General features: G+C 46.8%; 21 protein-coding genes. All 21 read right to left on the bottom strand.

All coding sequences use genetic code 11. From position 1 onward, the window contains the following. Window positions 1-132: 132 nt before the first annotated feature. Complete coding sequence (locus E0496_RS07810; RefSeq protein WP_141501042.1) at window positions 133-885, bottom strand: hypothetical protein; 753 nt, start codon at window positions 883-885, stop codon at window positions 133-135. 128 nt (window positions 886-1,013) lie between these two features. After that, on the bottom strand, window positions 1,014-1,361 hold the full coding sequence (locus tag E0496_RS07805) for a 2Fe-2S iron-sulfur cluster-binding protein (protein WP_141501041.1): 348 nt from the start codon (window positions 1,359-1,361) through the stop codon (window positions 1,014-1,016). Beyond that, the gene (locus E0496_RS07800; protein ID WP_141501040.1) at window positions 1,361-1,987 is read right to left on the bottom strand and encodes a nucleotidyltransferase family protein; all 627 of its coding nucleotides are present in this window, start codon (window positions 1,985-1,987) and stop codon (window positions 1,361-1,363) included. Before E0496_RS07800 ends, E0496_RS07805 begins: the two co-directional genes overlap by 1 nt. 27 nt (window positions 1,988-2,014) lie before the next feature. Next, window positions 2,015-2,311, bottom strand: coding sequence for a 2Fe-2S iron-sulfur cluster-binding protein (locus E0496_RS07795; protein WP_141501039.1), 297 nt, complete (start codon window positions 2,309-2,311; stop codon window positions 2,015-2,017). 55 nt (window positions 2,312-2,366) lie between these two features. Continuing rightward, window positions 2,367-2,546 (bottom strand): DUF2768 family protein, encoded by a 180-nt coding sequence (locus tag E0496_RS07790; protein ID WP_053376675.1) that lies wholly within the window; start codon window positions 2,544-2,546, stop codon window positions 2,367-2,369. Between the two features lie 335 nt (window positions 2,547-2,881). Beyond that, complete coding sequence (locus E0496_RS07785) at window positions 2,882-3,157, bottom strand: stage VI sporulation protein F (protein ID WP_139994671.1); 276 nt, start codon at window positions 3,155-3,157, stop codon at window positions 2,882-2,884. An 81-nt stretch (window positions 3,158-3,238) separates the two neighbouring features. Continuing rightward, a complete protein-coding gene (locus tag E0496_RS07780) occupies window positions 3,239-4,273 on the bottom strand; it encodes an NAD(P)H-dependent glycerol-3-phosphate dehydrogenase (RefSeq protein ID WP_277755836.1) in 1,035 nt (344 codons plus the stop codon). A gap of 11 nt (window positions 4,274-4,284) precedes the next feature. After that, window positions 4,285-4,881: a glycerol-3-phosphate 1-O-acyltransferase PlsY gene (plsY, locus tag E0496_RS07775; protein ID WP_141501038.1), complete on the bottom strand. Its 597-nt coding sequence runs from the start codon at window positions 4,879-4,881 to the stop codon at window positions 4,285-4,287. A 12-nt stretch (window positions 4,882-4,893) separates the two neighbouring features. Beyond that, complete coding sequence (gene der / locus E0496_RS07770; RefSeq protein ID WP_141501037.1) at window positions 4,894-6,216, bottom strand: ribosome biogenesis GTPase Der; 1,323 nt, start codon at window positions 6,214-6,216, stop codon at window positions 4,894-4,896. 78 nt (window positions 6,217-6,294) lie between these two features. After that, entirely contained in the window at window positions 6,295-6,474 is a 180-nt protein-coding gene (locus tag E0496_RS07765) for a capping complex subunit for YIEGIA (protein ID WP_141501036.1), read from the bottom strand. A 1-nt stretch (window position 6,475) separates the two neighbouring features. Continuing rightward, a complete protein-coding gene (locus E0496_RS07760) occupies window positions 6,476-7,384 on the bottom strand; it encodes a YIEGIA family protein (protein WP_141501035.1) in 909 nt (302 codons plus the stop codon). Next, window positions 7,384-8,001 (bottom strand): YphA family membrane protein, encoded by a 618-nt coding sequence (locus E0496_RS07755; protein ID WP_206669732.1) that lies wholly within the window; start codon window positions 7,999-8,001, stop codon window positions 7,384-7,386. Before E0496_RS07755 ends, E0496_RS07760 begins: the two co-directional genes overlap by 1 nt. A gap of 125 nt (window positions 8,002-8,126) precedes the next feature. Beyond that, the gene (rpsA, locus tag E0496_RS07750; RefSeq protein WP_139994658.1) at window positions 8,127-9,362 is read right to left on the bottom strand and encodes a 30S ribosomal protein S1; all 1,236 of its coding nucleotides are present in this window, start codon (window positions 9,360-9,362) and stop codon (window positions 8,127-8,129) included. A gap of 82 nt (window positions 9,363-9,444) precedes the next feature. Then, window positions 9,445-10,023 carry a lysophospholipid acyltransferase family protein gene (locus E0496_RS07745; protein WP_141501033.1) on the bottom strand — a complete coding sequence of 193 codons (579 nt, stop codon included), beginning with the start codon at window positions 10,021-10,023 and terminating at the stop codon, window positions 9,445-9,447. Window positions 10,024-10,026: 3 nt separating this feature from the next. Further along, window positions 10,027-10,695, bottom strand: coding sequence for a (d)CMP kinase (gene cmk / locus E0496_RS07740; protein ID WP_141501076.1), 669 nt, complete (start codon window positions 10,693-10,695; stop codon window positions 10,027-10,029). Window positions 10,696-10,866: 171 nt separating this feature from the next. Next, window positions 10,867-11,055 (bottom strand): hypothetical protein, encoded by a 189-nt coding sequence (locus E0496_RS07735; RefSeq protein ID WP_141501032.1) that lies wholly within the window; start codon window positions 11,053-11,055, stop codon window positions 10,867-10,869. A 54-nt stretch (window positions 11,056-11,109) separates the two neighbouring features. Continuing rightward, window positions 11,110-11,763, bottom strand: coding sequence for a flagellar brake protein (locus tag E0496_RS07730; RefSeq protein ID WP_141501031.1), 654 nt, complete (start codon window positions 11,761-11,763; stop codon window positions 11,110-11,112). A gap of 58 nt (window positions 11,764-11,821) precedes the next feature. Beyond that, window positions 11,822-13,177: a germination protein YpeB gene (gene ypeB, locus E0496_RS07725; protein WP_141501030.1), complete on the bottom strand. Its 1,356-nt coding sequence runs from the start codon at window positions 13,175-13,177 to the stop codon at window positions 11,822-11,824. Between the two features lie 104 nt (window positions 13,178-13,281). Continuing rightward, a complete protein-coding gene (locus E0496_RS35845; protein WP_206669733.1) occupies window positions 13,282-13,464 on the bottom strand; it encodes a hypothetical protein in 183 nt (60 codons plus the stop codon). Window positions 13,465-13,520: 56 nt separating this feature from the next. Next, complete coding sequence (gene prsW, locus E0496_RS07720) at window positions 13,521-14,216, bottom strand: glutamic-type intramembrane protease PrsW (RefSeq protein ID WP_139994648.1); 696 nt, start codon at window positions 14,214-14,216, stop codon at window positions 13,521-13,523. A 15-nt stretch (window positions 14,217-14,231) separates the two neighbouring features. After that, window positions 14,232-15,482, bottom strand: a complete 1,251-nt coding sequence (locus tag E0496_RS07715) for a Glu/Leu/Phe/Val family dehydrogenase (protein WP_141501029.1) — start codon at window positions 15,480-15,482, stop codon at window positions 14,232-14,234. Window positions 15,483-15,504 lie beyond the last annotated feature (22 nt).

Below are 15,504 nucleotides of genomic sequence, written 5' to 3'. Positions count from 1 at the left end.
CGAGCTTCCCTTCCAAGATTGAAATATATGAGATTAGGTTCATATCTATGACCGTAGAATACAAAAAAACCTCACCGAGACATTCGTCTTGGAAAGGTTTTCTGCGGGCGGCACCATAGTGTGCAGCAAGTATCAAGGTTTTACAGCTTGCGGCTCATTATTGACCAAATGGTATACCGGCGCTTTGACCGGAACAAAATCAGAGCCATCCACTAGCAATGCTCTCAAATCCATATCTGCATCAATAACCGTGTTTTCATTTTTTTGCACAAATTGCATAATATCGATGCCGTAATCGGAGTACACAACCCCGTTGTCATCTACAAGAGCTTGAATGGTTTGTCCGGAAAATACACTTCGAATCGTCGGCGCCGTTTTGTTCATGCCCTTATAATCAATCTGATAAAAACCAGGGTACATCTCTTCCCCCTTTGGCAGCTTGCTGCTCGTTTGGATATAAGACGTCACCCAGCTCTGGATGTCATTAATCTTCTGGAAAGCAACGATATCAAGCAGTTTGATCCTTGGCTTCGTCTCCTCATCAATGACGAGAAAGCTGTAATTCCCCCCGTTTTCAAATGCAGAGGAAGGGATATCTGTCATATAGCCTGTCCGGCCCAGCTTGGCAAAATCAACATAAAACTTCTCATACTTAGGCGTTTCAGCAGTGCTGTTCTTAATTGGAAGCATGCCTGTTTCTTGCTGGTATTGGTCGATGGCCGCTTGTACATTCCGTATGGCCTCCTTCGGAGCAACCTGATTCTGCTTCAGTTGATCCTTCGGATACATACAGCCCGACAGCGCGAACATGATTACAAATAAAGCAACAACAGACGCCGCTGGGCGTAAATTATAACGCGGTCTCCCGTTAAACATTCGTATCATTTTTTTCACTCCTCCAAGGTTTCCGATGGAAACCTACTTCGTAAGCATAAGCCAAGGTTTTCGTAGAAAACCTACTTCGTAAGCATTAACTTAGGTTTTCGTAGAAAACCTACTTCGTAAGCAATCCGCTACCATAAATCGTCGTTTTCTTCCGCTTGGCGGGCAAGCTGTCTCGCCACTGCCGCGCGAAGCGGATCGAGCGGAATATCAACAATCACTCTGCCCGCAACCTTTGCTTGGCAACCTAGCCGAATATGATCACCCTCGAGCCCGGACAGCTTCCGCCTTTCATTATCCCCAATGGGCAGCAGCTCGCTCTCAGGCCTCACGTTGACCTTGCACATAAAGCAGGCCGCCTTACCCCCGCAGCGTGTAACCATGGGTAAATTAGCGCGTCTGGCGGCGTCTAGCAGCGTCGTGCCGTGCCTCACCTTTACTTTTTTGCCAGATGGCCAAAAGGTAACCTCTCCGTCCATTACAGGCCACCAACCTCTCCAGCTGAGATTAAATGATGAAGACTTCGTTGCGCTTCAATCGTGAACACATTGCTTCGTTCAATGGCAGCAAGAGCTCCTTCATGCTTGGAAGGCGATCCGGCAAAGGCTCGAACGATAATTTCCACCCTATCCGCACGTCCGCGCAAATAATTAAACCACAGCTCATGAGCAAGCGGTACGACCGATGCCGATAAACCTGAGCTATCCATATATGCTTGGTCCGAGAACGGCAAGAGGAGCTTCCGCACCATCGTTTCATATGCGCTTCCACCAGCCTGAACCCGAAACCCGCCTACCAATTCAACCTGGACTTCATGAATGATAAAGTGGCACAGCCTGGATCGATACATATCCGTAACGCTTATAACTGGCTCATCGATAGCGAATGAGCTTAAAGTCTTATAAAGATCATCTATATCCTCGTCATCGCAATAGAGATCCAAATCACGCGGATCAGCAGTCAGTGGAATACCTCTTAGCATTAAGCCAGTGCTTCCGCCAATGATCCATGGCGAGGAGCTTTGTTCCGTAGCTTGAATAATAGCAGCCAGCGCTTTATGAATGCGTTGCTGTTCGGTCATTGCCGGCACTTCCTTTATAATCAATGATAAAGCCTCCTGCTGACTTCAACCTCAAAAATAAGTCTTGTTAGCGGCAACGATATTCGCATCCGCATTCTTTATGATCGCTTGACAGCCCAGGCGGTAGCCTTCGTCAAATTCCTCCGGCTCAAGGCGGTCCCACTCTTCATCAGTTATGCCCTCTAACTGGTCAGCCCCTTCCGTAACCAGGCAGCGGCAGCGCGCACACGTTCCCCTTGCGCAAGAGAAGCTCCAATCCACGTTATGTTTCATAGCAAGATCCAGCAGCGAGAGGCCGGCTTCCGCTTGGACAATGGCTGTTTTCGTTCTACCCTTTAATTCAATCATTGTATGTCAGAATCTCCCTTTCGGATTATAGTAGCTATTGCTTATGTAAGTTGACCTAAATAATGGAAATAAGTCCGCATATAAAGCCGATAATCAGTACGATAAAGGCAATCAAGGAAAGCACGAATTTCAAGACACCCTTCGTTTTCAAACGGGCAAACGTAATTAAAAGGGCCGCGATCGCCATCATCCCAATGCCGAATAGCGAAACCCACATCTTTGTCATTGCATCCATAGTAATTCCATTCTCCTAATCTATAGCATAATGAATTCAAAACCATTATAACATCGGACAAGGTGAAACGGCTATCGCCGTCCTTTGGCGGCGCGGCGCATTTCATTCCGAGAAATATAGAGATCGCTTGGCGAAATGGCATACTTTCCTATATTTCAAGCAAAAACGCCTTCGGCGTCCTTTAGACGCTGAAGTAGCTTTGACGGTGAAATATAAGCCCTTTATAAGTTAACAAACTTATAAATTCTTATATTTCAAAAAAAAGGACAAAAGCTGACAGGGTGCGGCGCCGAATATCATTATTCGGAAGCACCCTGCGCTTTTGCCGCAAAGCTTTATTTTTTCATCATCATTTTCATCAGAGTTTCCATATTGCTCGCGCTCATGCCGCTTGCCTTGACCGCTTTGACGATATCATTGACTGTCGATTCCGCCACTTTTACTTTAGCCATCTCCGACACTTGCTTGATCAGCTTGCGCAGCTCGGTTTCGTCCGTCATCGTTTCTGCGGTAACGCCGCTGGCCAGCTTTTTGACTGAGCTTTCGGTGATGTTCTTACCTGCTTTTTTATTAATCGAACTAAGAATATCTTTGGAAAAATCCTTCGCCATATCCTACACCTCCAGGATGCGCATGTGTCTTGCTCCATGCATCATATGAGGAGGCAATTGGATTGGTGTAGGCGCTGGTCCTTAGCCTATTTCCTCGATTTCATGTGTACGCAACCTGCCCATAAGATGCTCGACCGCAGTTCGAGGGGCTTTATTCGAGAATAAAACCTCATAGAGCTGGAAGGTAATCGGCATTTCGACGTCATATTGTTTCGCCAGTTGATAAGCGGCGCGAGTCGTGCGAACACCCTCAACGACCATCCCCATTCGACTGAGTACCTCATCTAACGGCGTTCCGTCAGCCAGCATATAGCCTGCACGCCAGTTACGGCTGTGCTTGCTTGTGCAAGTCACGACCAAGTCTCCAACGCCAGCAAGTCCGGCAAACGTTAGCGGATTGGCTCCCATTGCGGTTCCTAGCCTGCCAATCTCCGCAAGACCCCGGGTTAGCAGCGCCGCCTTGGCATTATCGCCAAAATGCAAGCCGTCCGTGAGGCCAGCGCCAAGCGCAATAATGTTTTTAATCGCGCCAGCTACTTCAACCCCTACAACATCCGGATTCGTGTAGACTCGGAAATGAGTATTCATGAGCGCATCCTGCGCCTTCTCCGCTGCCTGCAGATTAGCTGACGCGACAACGACCGTGGTCGGCTGCTCGCGCACAACCTCTTCCGCGTGGCTAGGTCCTGACAGGACGACCAAATCTTCTACGGCTCTTCCGAGCTCCTCGGAGAGAACCGTCGTCATCCTCTTAAGCGTATCCCCTTCAAAGCCTTTGGTGGCATGAACCACCAGCGTATCAGGAGACAGAAATGCCGCAGCTTGTCTTGCAACCTCACGCATCGCACCAGAAGGAGCGACAAACAAGGCTAGCTCGGTATTTTCCAGAGCAAGCTTTAAATCCGTCGTAGCATAAATGAGCTCCGGGAGCTTCACGCCAGGCAAGAACTTGCTGTTTTCATGATTGTCGTTAATATCCAGTGCCTGCTCTTCTTTGCGTGTCCATAACATCACTTGATAGCCATTACTCGCAAGAACAGAAGCGAGGGCAGTGCCCCAGCTCCCTGCAACCAATACTGCCGCTTTTTTCATTGTTGATGGAACAACTTCTGTCATGCTTACGTTCACTATCCTTTCTTTGCACCCAGCTTGTTTTCCGTGCCTTGAAGCAGCTTTACGATATTCGTCCGATGGCGTACGAAAGCAAATATACAGATCAGAAGACTTGCACAAAGTAAAGGAACGGAAAAATAAAAGATACAAATGAATAATGGCGTTAAAGCAGCGAACAGCAATGAGCCAAGCGAGACATAGCGGGTTAATGCAATCGCAGCAATCGCAATTACGCCTGCGCAGAGCGCAGGAATAAAGGCAAGCGTCAAGATGACGCCTACGGTCGTTGCAATGCCTTTGCCGCCTTTGAAGCGGAACCAAATCGGCCAGTTATGGCCTATAATGGCTGCAAGTCCGCAAAGAACCGGTATCCAATCATTTTCTCCAAGAACATGGCCGATCCATACAGCCGCAACGCCTTTGGCAATATCCAGCAGAAACACCAGTATGCCCGGCCCTTTGCCGAGCACCCTCAGTGTATTCGTAGCGCCTGCGTTGCCACTTCCATGCTGACGGATATCGATGCCTTTGACCCATTTTGCAATAACGATACTGAATGAAACCGAACCTAACAAATAGCTTAAAGCAATCGCGATTACTCCATATAACAAGCTACTTCTCCCCTAATCTTCTTCGGACTTACGACGTGAGAATATTCGTATTGGCGTCCCTTCAAAATTAAATGCAGCACGAATTTTATTTTCGAGATAACGCTCGTACGAGAAATGCATGATTTCCGGATCATTAACAAACACAACGATCGTCGGAGGTTTGATTGCCACCTGCGTAACGTAGTTAATGCGCAGACGCTTGCCTTTGTCGGATGGCGGCGGATTAATCGCAACTGCATCAGAAATGACATCGTTAAGCAGATGTGTTTGAATGCGCATCGAATGTTGTTCCGATACATGATTAACGACAGGCAGCAGCTTTTGTAAGCGCTGTTTCGTCAGGGCAGACAGATAAACGATTGGAGCATAGGACATAAACAAGAAATGGTCCCGAATATTTTGCGAGAAGTTTTGCATCGTTTTCTCATCTTTGTCAACAACATCCCATTTATTGACTACAAAAATCGATGCTTTGCCCGCTTCATGAGCATAACCGGCAATATGCTTGTCCTGCTCAATAATGCCTTCTTCTCCATTAATCAATACACATACCACATCGGCGCGCTCAATGGCCTTCATCGCACGCATAACGCTGTACTTCTCTGTAGACTCATAAACCTTACCTCGCTTACGCATACCGGCAGTATCAATGAGAACATAACGCTGTCCATCACGCTCGAACGGAGTATCGATCGCATCGCGCGTTGTACCCGCTACGTTGCTGACGATTACGCGATCTTCACCAAGCAGTGCATTAACTAGCGATGATTTCCCAACGTTAGGACGGCCGATTAGTGCAACTCGTATAACATCCTCGTCGTAGCCATCATCTGTTTGCTCCGGCAACAAAGAAACCGCTGCATCAAGCAAATCGCCAATGCCAAGCCCATGCGAGCCAGAAATGGCAATTGGTTCACCAAAGCCAAGACCATAAAACTCATAAACTTCATCCATCCGGCCTTGATTGTCTACTTTATTTACTGCCAGTACAACGGGCTTGCCAGAACGGAACAGCATTTGAGCAACTTCATCATCCGCATGCGTTAAGCCGGACTTCGCATCGGCCATAAAGATAATCACATCTGCTTCTTCGATTGCAAGTTCAGCCTGCATACGTACAGATTTCATAATTTCATCTTCGCCATCGATTTCAATACCGCCAGTATCGATAATGCTGAACGGTTTTCCATTCCACTCTCCGGTGCCATACAATCGGTCACGAGTGACACCCGGTTTATCCTCAACAATTGCTAAACGGTCGCCGATGACCCGATTGAAAATCGTGGATTTACCCACATTCGGACGGCCGACGATAGCGATAACGGGTCTTGCCATAGTTTGTTTTCCACTCCTTCAAAAATACTCACGTTAACCATCATAGCAAAAAAGTGCGTTCTTGGCTAACTTTTCATATTATCGGTGGTTGACCAGTATGATGGTCCCGTTCTTTAAATCATGTGCACTTGCATCTAATATCTTCTCCAAAAGAAACGAAGTTTCCTGTAGCTTCTCTAAATTTTCTGCAATAAAAATGGGGGCCCCTCCCCCAACCGAGTGAGGTTTCGTAGATACGACGGCAACAATCTCAGCCATGCTAGCTGGCTCCTTTCTTGTTGACCGAAGCTTCAGTCGGCATGCGAACCGCCGATTCCAATATCGGTACCTTCAAAATAACTTGCTTTCCTTTGTCCGAATCGAACTCCTGCGGTAAAATAAAAACGGCAAGACGGCCGTCCTTCATGTCCAGCTTCGCCATCGGAATAAGCGCCGGCTCCCCATCGTCGCGGTATACCCCTAGAATGGTTGCCACATCGTATAGAATGGCCTGCCGCTGCCCCAAATTACTTAACGTAACCTTTCCGTTCGAATTATAGGGTTTTAAAATAAATCCCATCCCCCGCTCAGCAATAATCTCCTGGTTAGACTTTAAGCCGACATTCATAATGTAAACATTATCGACGTACAAATCTGGACCATCCACCCGAACCGTTGCCGTCTCCACCGCGGCAATATGAGCGATGGCTTTACCTGACTTAAGCTTCTCGACAATGATTAGCGATATGGCACCAGCCACTATTCCAATCCAGATATTGATCATAATCCCAAATAAACTGGTCAGCAAGGCGGTCATGATAACGAGATAGTTCCTTCCTTCAAATACCATCGCAATTCCTTCGATATAGGTGGAGCCTCTGCCAACCAGTTCCATGCTGTCAATTTTGGTCAACGTATCCCGCTCCATCTTGCGTACGTCCCTGAACTGCTGGGCGGCCAGAGTTAAGAACGTGATGGCGGTATAGTCTTTATTAAACAAGGCAGGAACGGCGACCGCACCAAGCGCTGCTGCAATGACCCCTAGTGAAATGTGGATGATCCTTCCATGCGGATACGTTGGATACTGCCTGTAGTCCGTTCTCAGCATAAGGAGACGCGAAATAATGCCGAATGCGATACCTAGTAGCACGCCTACCAAAAATTTATTTTGGACAAGAAAATGCTGCATTATGAAGATCGTCCTCCTTTGCTTTGCAAAAACATGCCATTTAGCTTAGAGATCGCTAGTTTAATCCCTTTGACTAATAAACTGAACAAACGTGCTGCGGCCAGCGCGATCCAGAAGCTGTCCCACCAGGATAGCGAGCCAATTTGTGCTGTATATGCTCCGGTTTGAAGGACTGCATTAAAGGTCTCACCAAGCACAGCTCCCCAAATGAGCATGCCGCATTGATGTTTAAACTGGGATGTAAACGCTCCGCAAAAAATGCCAGCGAGCAATGGAGCATCCCAGCTTGGATCAATCCAATAAAAAACCGGATCATAACTATATATTTTTCGGATAAAGCCCCATATTATGGCGATCATTAAGGCGCATAATATCAAATAGCCGACATAGCTCCATTCCTCAGAGCCTTTATATGTTGCGATGCTTGTCAATAGCAGCAGCCATACGCTGACATGAAGAGCAGCATGCAAATATTCCGGAGCAGGTGTCCACCACAGCGGTACATTGGTCATGGCTAACAAACAAACGCCCATCCATACCTTCAGCATACGCGGACCAAGATCAGGGGCAATCTGAGATTTCCAGCCCGTTGCGATCAATATAAACAAAATAGTCATAATCCATATCGATAAATATCCCGGATTCACATGCTTTCACCTCTCGTAACCCCTATTATGCACCAAAAAAAAGGAGCTATTCCTGCGGTCATCCGCAGAAATAGCTCCTTTTGTATAAAAGTGATTTATTTAAGATTTTTAAGCTTGTCGCCGAAACGCTCTGCAAGCGAGTAGCTCATGCTCTCGTTGCTTAGGCTAACGTTCGGATTGTCGATTTTCTCGATTTTTGGAGAACGTGGCGCACGGTCAGGGCGAGCGCTAGGAGCAGCTTGCTCTGGTGCTTCTTCTGTTTCTTTGATGCTTAGGCTAACGCGTTTCTCAGCAGGGTTGAAATCAAGCACTTTCGCTTGAACTTCTTGACCTTCTTGAAGAACTTCGTTAGGAGTAGCAATATGGCGGTGCGCGATTTGGGAAATGTGCACAAGTCCTTCTACGCCAGGAGCGATTTCAACGAAAGCGCCAAATGGAACAAGGCGGCGAACAGTACCTGTTACGATATCGCCAATTGCAAATTGACTGCCAGCAGAATCCCAAGGACCTGGTTGAGCAGCTTTCAAGCTAAGGCTGATCTTGCCTGCAGCCGGATCAACTTTAAGTACCTTAACGCGAACGGCTTGACCTTCAGCTACAACATCCTTCGGATGTGCAACATGCTGCCAAGAAAGCTCGGATACGTGTACTAGGCCATCGATTCCGCCGATATCAACGAAAGCGCCAAATGGTGTAAGGCGTTGTACGGTTCCATCAAGCTCTTGACCTACTTCAAGCGCAGCAATCACTTGTTGTTTGCTTTGCTCAAACTCAGCGTCAAGCACTTCTTTTTGGGACAAGATGACTTTGTTGTTTTCACGGTCGATTTCTTTAACCTTTACGCGAAGCGTACGGCCTTTGTAATCACTGAAATCTTCAACAAAGTGACGCTCAACCATAGATGCAGGGATGAATCCGCGCACGCCTACGTCAGCAACCAGTCCGCCTTTAACAACATCAGCAACAGCAACTTCAAATACTTCGCCGTTGTCAAAGCGTTCTTGAAGAAGATCCCAAGCTTTCTCGCCATCCACTTGACGTTTCGAAAGAACAAGCTTTTCTTTCTCATCGTCGATGCTTACGACTTTAAGCTCAACCTCTTGACCGATTTGAACAGCCTCACCCGCGTTTTCGATCTGCACAGCAGAAAGCTCACGAATCGGAATAACACCGTCATATTTATATCCAAGGCTTACATAAGCTTGGTTATCTTCGATTTTGACGATCGTACCTTTGACGGAATCGCCTTTTTTCAAAGACACAAAATTATCCAAAGCGTCTTGGCTTACTTCTTCCGCCACGGATTCTTGCACATTAGTTTCTTCTGACATTTGAAATAACCTCCTCAGTTCATACCCCAACTTTATTTAAATCCGCTACCGCCTAGAGCGAAAGCAGCATTTAAAACATAAATTAACGATTGTTTGCAGCAAGCTCGCGAATGCGGGCCATAATCGTGTCTGTCACTTGCTCAAGCATATCCGGTGATGATTCCTCAATAATTGCAGTAAGATCGATAGGCTTGCCATAACAAACAACGATTTTGCTGAATGGTCTGTACTTGCCGATAATTGCAACCGGAACAACGACAGCTCCGCTTCGAACAGCAATCATCGCTGCGCCTTTCTTGGCCGCGCCTGATTGATTATGACGCGAACCTTCAGGAAAAATGCCCAGTACGTTGCCTTCCTTCACCATTGCGATAGAAGACTTGATGGCATCCTTGCTAACGCCCCCCCGTTTCACCGGAAATGCGCCGACTGCGCGGATCCCTGGACCAAACACCGGAATTTTAAACAATTCCTCCTTCGCCATGAAATGCACCTTCCGCTTGATCTTGACTCCTACCGTTGGCGGGTCAAAGTTGCTGAGATGATTTGAGGCGAGTACGACAGGGCCTTCGGCAGGAACATTTTCCTTGCCTCTTGCTTCCAATCGAAATAACAGTGTGTACAAGACACGCAGGAGAAACCTAAAAAAGTAATATAACATAGTTTACTTCGCCTCCGCCATTTTGGTTCGGCTTAATTTCACAATGGCGTGAATGACCTCATCGATCGTCATGGAGGTGCTGTCGAGTACAACAGCATCAGATGCGCATACTAAGGGTGAAATCTCTCGTTGCTCGTCCAAGCGGTCACGCTCTGCAATCTCGGTTTCCAACTGCTCTAGCGTAATGGTTTGGCTGTCCACTATTTCACGGTAACGGCGAAGTGCCCGTTCCTTTACCGATGCAGTCAGAAAAATTTTCAATTCCGCATGAGGCAGCACGTGCGAACCAATATCTCGGCCATCCATAACGACGCCCTTGCGTTCTGCAAGCCTGCGCTGCATGATGCCTAGAACCTCACGTACCGTTTCATTCGCTGCAAAATAAGACACCTGAAGCGTCACCTCGCGGGAGCGAATCAATGCGGTTACATTTTCACCATTCACGAACACAGACTGGCCACGCTCGCCTGGCTCAAGCTCAATCTCTAAAGATTTTACTAGATCAGCTAGTTTAGCCAATTGTTCCACCGATACCCCAGCCCGCTGAGCAATTAATGTTACAGCCCGGTACATAGAGCCTGTATCGATGTAAACATATCCTAGCTGCTCGGCGACTCTTCGCGCAACCGTGCTCTTGCCCGCGCCTGCCGGCCCGTCAATTGCAATGTTCATGCGGTCGCTGTCACCTTCGTGATGCACCACTACAGGTCAACCCCCTTTTAGTAGAGACGGCTGGCCGAATGCATGTAAGAATGCGACGCAAACCTCTCAAGAAAAAAGCAGGCTTTGCCTGCGAACGTGAAAATTATACCACACTATAAACGCAGATGCAAAAGTCCAGCGTTAGTTCAAGCGGGTTCCTTCCCACTGATCTACACCCGTAAGCCAATGCCTGACTGCATTATTTTGCAATAGTGCCTGCGAGCAAATTAATAAAATAAGTAAAGTTATGATGATTTTTCTTAAAATAGCGCTAACCTCATCGGCCAATCTGACAAGCTGCTTGCGGCTTTTGTTTTTTCTGATCAGCACATGGAATCTCCCCTTCTTCTTTCAGGGTAGTTTTCCATGACTATCCTATTTTATTCATCGATTACGATATTCCAGCTGCTTCTCGAAGCAATAACGAATGACTTTCTGGCGTTCGGAGTCATTGATGCTCTCGTATTTTATCATCGCCTGTTTCCTGCCTGATTCCAGCTCTACCACGCGCACGATTTCTCCACGAAAGAACGCATGCTCAATGGTGCCGTTCTTAAACGGTACAAGCAGCCAGCATTCTAGCAGCATTTCGGGTTCAAGCGGCCATTTGCCTTCGGCAATGAATGAAATTCCGCCTCCGCCAACATCATCGGTTTCACATACGAATCGAACTTGATTTGTCATTTTCACCGCAATCTCTAGCTCTGCTGGCACCCTCAGGAAGCTTCGCCGCTGTACTTTCGTAATACGATCGGGCTCTGGTCTGCGGATTTTAATTAATTTTACCCCATCTTCTTTAAAGCCGATCACATGGGAATCAAAATAATTTTTTATTCCATCTTCGGATACAAAAAAAACAGATAGCTCATCACCAAGAAACAGGCGTTTGTAACGTCCTGTTTTCTCACTAATCGGAATTTCTATAAGCAATCCGTCATCTTGCTCATCAGCAATACGCGACTTATATTCGATCGTTGCTTCCGCTTCGTCTGAAGAAGCGATTTGAAAATGCAGCATTTGATTCATTTTAGGCAACAAATTGGCTCCCCCCTATTTACATGCATTATAGCACGTCGAATTGAGGGGAGCCATATCGTTATTTGTCGGAAGCGACCTTGGAATCATAAGGAGACATTTCCTCAATGGATTCTTCCAGTCCGGTTTCTGAATTAATATAGACACGGTAAAGCGATCCATTAATTTTGCCGGTATATTCATAACATAATACTTCTTCACCAAGCTCATTATTAATCAGCGCCAATTGCTCGTTTTGCACCTTCATTTCAGGGTTAAGTGCTTTTCGAGCCTCAGCTTTTGCAATAATCGGGCTCGGGAGCTTACGCTTGTGATGCTCATAAACGTAGTCATTCGCCTGCAAAGCAACGGTTTCGCCAGTATCTAACGCTACTTTGACCGTAAGCTTATCCGGGTAGATGAGAACCCCGCTTTGCTTGCTCACGTAGGTAAAGGCCCCCATATTACTGTGCATATCATAGCTGATTGCTTGCATTTCCGCGAAGCCATGTTTGTCTAGAAAGGTATCTGCAGATGCTTTTGCTTTTTCTAAATCTATTTTTTTCTCACCGATATCGCGCGGGTTCATAAACCAAAGTAGTTGACCGCCCTTTTTGGTGAAATCCATTTGAAGGTTTTTGTTTTTACCTTCGTTAACGGTAGCGGAATAGGAAGCATATTCGGTTCCCTTAGCGTTTTCCACAACGCGGACTTCTGCGTTTGAAGAACTAGTGAATTTAACCGCTTGCTTCTTGATATCCTCTGAGGTTGCCATTTTTCCGCTGAGTGCCTTAAAGGTACGCTTCTGATACATACTCGTGACGGATGGTCCCCAGTTAATCTCCGGATATTCGCTCACCTTTTTGTCGACCGTTTTGAACCCATCAACAATGACATTGTCTTGATTCGTTTTTTCTGACGCAATGGCAATTTCAACATCCATCCAGCGCAATTTGTTGTCCAGCACTTTCTGCTGCATGTTAACCAGATCCTTGGAAATTTGCTCGGAATTCGCATACAGCGTCTTCATGGTTTTAAATTCGTCAGGTGTAAGCGGCTGTTTGGTTAGATCACGAACTGACGTTTTATAGGCAAAGTTTGCGATGCGGGATAAAAAATCGCCTGCCTCATTGAATGGGAGCAGTGTGAGGGGCAGCTGGTTAATCTCATTTTGCGCTTGGCTCGTTAAGCGCCAGACGTTGACGAGGCCCTTGCGATGGTAGCTTTGTGAGGTCGAGTTGACCGCAAGTGTATTGCCTAATTGTTGATGGAGCTGTTCGACATGGTAAGTCAAGTCGTGAAATGCCCGCTGATACTGGTTTTCCGCTTTTATCAGTATTGAATTTTTCTCTTGATGCTCTTGATAGCCCCAGTAGGCAGCTCCGATAAGCAGAAGTGTCATTACAGGAAACAGGATTGAGCTTAATCGACGGTACATAATACAAAAGCTCCTTTCTTGTGCAAAACCTGGTTTTAGTTTGGTTTGCCCAAGGGAGCTTTATGCATCCGTCTATTTAATTTTGCTAGTTCAGTGAATTGGCATTAGAAAATACTGTGCTCTTCAATCTCTAGATCATTTGCATTATTGCAAATGCATTGCTTAAAGCCGGTGTCAATCGCATCTCTTTCTCTTCGTCCGCGCAGCACAAATTTCTCACCACATACGTTGCACCGGATCGTCACTTTAATCCTTGCAGCAGCCTCCATATGCCCCTCCTTAGCCATTATTCGAATGCCATCGTTTCAGGCACTTCTATATAATGTAAGTATGGACGGAACAGCTACAGTTTAACCTCATCCTCTCGGACAAGAAAACGGAAAGGTGACCGCGAGGTTGCATGAGCCATTTTGCGCAAGCCCCATATCCACAGCACGATCATGAATGGAATGATGAACCACATCCAATTGGTACGGACCGTGATCATAATCCAGTCATAAGTACCATGCAGAAAGACGGGAAGCAATAACGAAATCACCAAGAAATAGAAGCTCTTGTTCTTAGGTGCAAATTTTGCTTTTCCCAAATAATAGCCCATCATCACGCCGAATAGGGCATGGCCAGAAACAGGGAGCAGTGCACGAACAAGCAGCGTTCCGAATGTCGCCGGTGAATAAAAGGCATAAAGCACATTCTCCAATGTCGCAAAGCCCAGCGAAATGGAGGATGCATATACGATACCATCATAGGGCTCATCGAACTCCGTATGGTTGTAAATGACATGGTACAGAACAAACCATTTCACGAATTCCTCAACACCAGCCGACTCGCCAAATGCGAACCAAACCGTATGATCGCCAAGCCAAAGCTGCAGACCCCGCTGAATAACCATAATCGGTACAACGACGAGCATCCCGAGCACAAACATACGAGCAACCATATGAATAGGCTCAGCCTCATAACGGTCCCGTAAATATAAATAAGTAAGCAGCGAAACGCCTGGCGCAACGGCAGCAGTCAAAACGGAAAACAACAGCATTTCGTCCCTACTTTCTTACACCCAGCCGCGGAAGCGAACGGCTTCAGCCATTTTACGAACGCCAGCCATGTAAGCGGCCAGTCGCATATCGACCTTGCGGGTGCGGTGTATTTCGTACACATGGTTAAAGCCACGAATCATCATAAGCTTCAGCTTATCATCAACTTCCTGCTCATCCCAGTAGTATCCTTGATTATTTTGTACCCACTCGAAATAGGATACAATGACCCCTCCGGCACTGGCAAGCACATCAGGAATCAGCAGTACGCCGCGCTCAGATAAAATCCGGGTCGCTTCCAGTGTAGTTGGTCCATTAGCAGCCTCTACCACTATGGAAGCTCGAATACGGTCGGCATTTTCATCTGTAATCTGATTCTCAATCGCAGCTGGTACAAGCACATCGCATTCGAGTTCAAGCAGCTCTGCATTTGAGATGGTATGCGGAAATAAATTGGTTACATTGCCAAAGGAATCTCGACGATCCAGCAAATATTCAATATCGAGTCCTTCTCTATTATACAACGCTCCGTTCACATCGGAAATACCTATTACCTTCGCACCAGCTTCATGCATAAATTTGGCAAGGTAGCTGCCGGCATTTCCGAAGCCTTGAATCACGATTCGAGCATTCGCAAGCTCAATACCTTTTAAGAGCAGCGCCTCGTGAATCATAATGACCACACCGCGAGCAGTTGCGGTTTCTCTGCCTTTGGAACCGCCAAGTACCAGAGGCTTCCCTGTAATAAAACCTGGTGAGTCAAACTCCCTAATTCGGCTATATTCATCCATCATCCAAGCCATAATCTGCGAGTTGGTCATCACATCAGGCGCAGGGATATCTTTACTTGGACCTACGATTTGGCTGACCGCACGCACATAGCCGCGGCTTAAGCGCTCCAGTTCACGGAACGACATTGTGCGCGGATCGCAAATGACGCCGCCTTTACCACCCCCGTAGGGCAAATCGGCGATGCCGCATTTCAGGCTCATCCAAATCGACAAAGCCTTTACTTCATTTTCTGAGACAGCTGGATGGAAACGCACACCGCCCTTTGTCGGACCTACAGCATCGTTATGTTGAGCTCTATAGCCTGTAAATACTTTTGTTTTGCCGTCATCCATTCTCACTGGAATACGTACGGTCAGGAGCCTTAGCGGCTCCTTCAACAGGTCAATCATATCCTGATCATAGCCAAGTCTTCGCAGCGCTTGCTCAATTACGATTTGAGTAGAATGCAACACATCGTTTGCTTCTTTGTCACTCATTCCATCACCGCCTTTGTCTACA

This window comes from Paenibacillus luteus, from assembly GCF_006542765.1.
In the GTDB taxonomy this organism is placed as follows: Bacteria; Bacillota; Bacilli; order Paenibacillales; family Paenibacillaceae; genus Pristimantibacillus; species Pristimantibacillus luteus.
This window is presented reverse-complemented; position numbering and strand designations above follow the sequence as displayed.